Raw genomic sequence first — 2674 nt, 5'->3', positions numbered from 1 at the left:
ACAATGGCTCTGGACGTATAACAACGAACGGCCCAATATGGGCATCGGCGGCATCACACCCGCACAGAAACTAATAATGGCTGCGTAAATTCTACTGCAGAGCCCCGTTAAAAACGGGAGGATTACCCACAGACTTTTACAGGCCTTTGACCGGTTTGGCCCTGGAGGTCTTGTCTCCGGCAAGCGTGGCCGCCCAAGCAATCGGCGTTACAGCGACGATTTCCGGAATGGTGTTCTGGACCTGGTGCGCAGCTGTTACTGGGATTTCGGACCGACACTTGCCTGTGAGAAGCTTGCCGAACGGCATCAGCTTTCGGTCAGCAAGGAGACGCTGCGACAATGGATGACGGCAGCGGGGTTGTGGACGTCACGTCGCGAACGCAAGCGACAGCTTCATCAGCCGCGCGGTCGGCGCGATTGCTTTGGGGAACTGGTGCAGATCGACGGTTCGCATCACTGGTGGTTTGAGGGTCGGGGGCCCAAATGCGCCCTCCTCGTTTATATTGATGATGCCACCGGCAAGCTTCTGCATCTACGTTTCGCGGGATCAGAGAATACGTTCGATTATTTCCATGCGACGAAGGCGTATCTCCGTGAATGGGGCAAACCGCTGGCATTTTATAGCGACAAGCATGGTGTGTTTCGCACGACCCATGGTTCGGAGAAAGATCGCACGAGCGGCATGACACAGTTTGGGCGCGCTCTTTACGAGCTTAACATCGATATCATCTGTGCCAATACCCCGCAGGCCAAAGGTCGTGTCGAACGTGCGAACCGGACTTTGCAGGACCGCCTTGTGAAGGAATTGCGGCTTCGCGGCATTGATACGATCGAAGCTGCGAATGCTTATGTTCCGGAATTCATAGCAGATTTTAATGCCCGGTTTGGCAAAGAGCCGCGCAATCCGAAGGATATGCATCGACCGCTGGACACGCATGAGAACATCGATGGCGCGATGTGCCGGAAGGAAGTGCGAACGCTGTCGCAAACACTGACACTACGCTATGACAAGGTGTTGTTCATCCTGGAGCCGACGGAGCTTGCAAAGCGGCTTGCGCGGCAGAAGGGCATTGTCTGCGACTATCCGGACGGTCGCCTTGAGATCATGCACGGCACGGACACCCTGCCCTACAGAACATTCGACAAGCTTCGTTCAATTCATCGTTCGCCCGTTGTCGAGAACAAACGGCTGGATGACATGCTTTCGCTTGTGGCCGAGATGCAGACGGGCCGAGAGTTGCAACGCAGCAAGAGCGGTCCCCGTCGCACTGGCCAGACGAACCATATGTTCGGCGTGCCTGATGGCAGTGTCGGGAACGGGTATCAGAAGCGTGAACGTAAATCACGCACAGCTTACATGAACGATCCTGACGTTATCGCGCGCCGGGAGAAGGCGCTGATGAAGCGGGCCGCAGCCGAATAATGATCGTCAATGGACGCCGATATCGCTTTGCGTATCCGATTCCAGTTGCAGGCAGGCAGCCCAGAGCGGTGTTTTGTGGAAGGTTCCGTCGTCAAGCAAGGTAAGTCCTTCTCTTGCCTCAAAAAGCAGGCCGAGCCAGCATAAGCGTCGCAAGACGCCATACTGAAGCTCGGATTTTAGTTCCCAGGCTTCGAGGGTCATTTCGGTTTCCGACAGAGGTGCCAGGCTCGGATTGAGTATCTTCGCAACGTCCAGCGGCGTACAGCCTTCTCTCGCCAGGATATTGAGAAGATTGAGGTACATGCGCCACCAGCGTAGGCGCGCTTGCACCTCCTCTTTGCGATCGGTGGCGTGGATATACGAATAAAGGTAATTCGTGGCGATCAGATCGAAGAAGGCTTGCGGGTTGGCCAGAAACTCCCGGCCACGCCTGGTTGGCAACAGTACATTTTTCCTGCGGCGAAGAAGCTTCAGATAGCGGGTCAGGTCGTGCACGACACAAAGCGGTGGCATGTCGTTTTCATTGAGCACCTTGTGCATGCTGTAGAGGTCTTCGGCCGTGAACCTGGGCCAGAGGAAGTTCTCAGCAGCCCAGTGCACGAACTTGCGGTTCATCGCGCCGGTTGCCGTTAGTCCGATGCCACCCTCGCGCTGAGCATAGGCAACTGCAAGCAGCATGCCGCGAAGCAGTGGTGAGAGTGCAGCGATATCGACATCACCTTGCAGGCAGATTTTTGGCAGCATTGTACGACTTTGATCCCTCTCCTGCTCGATGCAGGTGAACCGAGTATCAACTGCTGACAGAACAATTGCTACTGAGAAAGCTAAAGCCGAAGAGGTCGATATTCATCCGCCCCCATTCCTCGTTTGCAACCCCGACCAGCCTCTCGGAATGGGGGCTGAACGTCAGCACCTGTCGCATCTCTATTTTGCTGGAAACGTCGCAACTTTAACTTGCTAAAACAATATGTATAACAGGGGTACATTCGATTTTAAACTGCAACATGCCAATGAATTCATGTGGTTAGCCATGGAGGAAATTGGATGTCGAATTGCTATTCGCAGATCACTTTGTCCGAACGTCGCCGTCTTTTCGAACTTAAACAGCTCAAAGTCCCGCTCGGAGAGGTGGTTCGGTTTGTCTGAACAGTTTCGGGCGTTTCGTTAAGTGGATTTCCGCCGCGATTATGCCGCCACCATCATTGGTGTCAGCGCGTTGAAGTAGACCTGATCCGGCGTCTGCCGGTCAAG

Annotated in this window: 1 protein-coding gene and 1 pseudogene; one reads left to right on the top strand and one right to left on the bottom strand. The window is 54.6% G+C overall.

Annotated elements, in window-relative coordinates; translation table 11 throughout:
* Window positions 1-127 precede the first annotated feature (127 nt).
* Window positions 128-1423, top strand: a pseudogene (locus OPR82_RS22655) (ISNCY family transposase); the annotation flags it as partial.
* 6 nt (window positions 1424-1429) lie between these two features.
* On the opposite strand, the gene OPR82_RS22650 reads toward OPR82_RS22655, so the two are convergent.
* On the bottom strand, window positions 1430-2167 hold the full coding sequence (locus tag OPR82_RS22650) for a hypothetical protein (protein ID WP_265987224.1): 738 nt from the start codon (window positions 2165-2167) through the stop codon (window positions 1430-1432).
* Window positions 2168-2674 lie beyond the last annotated feature (507 nt).

It is taken from the genome of Ochrobactrum chromiisoli, assembly GCF_026241335.1.
Classification (GTDB): Bacteria; Pseudomonadota; Alphaproteobacteria; order Rhizobiales; family Rhizobiaceae; genus Brucella; species Brucella chromiisoli.
The sequence above is the reverse complement of the archived record's forward strand: the minus strand, read 5'-3'. Positions and strand labels throughout refer to the sequence as shown.